Raw genomic sequence first — 327 nt, 5'->3', positions numbered from 1 at the left:
CCTCTGGCGTGTACCGTAGCGCATTCGAAAGCAAGTTCGAGATAGCTCTGCGCAGCATCAATACGTCACCTCGGACACTTCCTGCTCCTGAAACGCTAAGCTCAATGCTGCGCTCATCAGCCAACAGACGGTAGTACTCAAGCAGCTTCCCAACCTCCTCCTGTAGATCTATCTGATTGTTCTCTGGCTTGAGCAATCTGTTATCGGACTTGGCCAGGAAAAGCATGTCATCAATCATCCGAGACATTCGCTTCAAATCATCTAGGTTCGAGTAGAGATTGTCTTCGTAGTCCTCGATGTTCCTTTTTCTTGAGAGCACCACTTCAG

General features: G+C 48.9%; 1 pseudogene. It reads right to left on the bottom strand.

The annotated features are described in order from the left end of the window. Window positions 1-327: pseudogene (locus KMS84_RS44270) on the bottom strand (two-component sensor histidine kinase); the annotation flags it as partial.

Source organism: Streptomyces hilarionis, from assembly GCF_024539675.1.
GTDB classification, from domain to species: Bacteria; Actinomycetota; Actinomycetes; order Streptomycetales; family Streptomycetaceae; genus Streptomyces; species Streptomyces hilarionis.
This window is presented reverse-complemented; position numbering and strand designations above follow the sequence as displayed.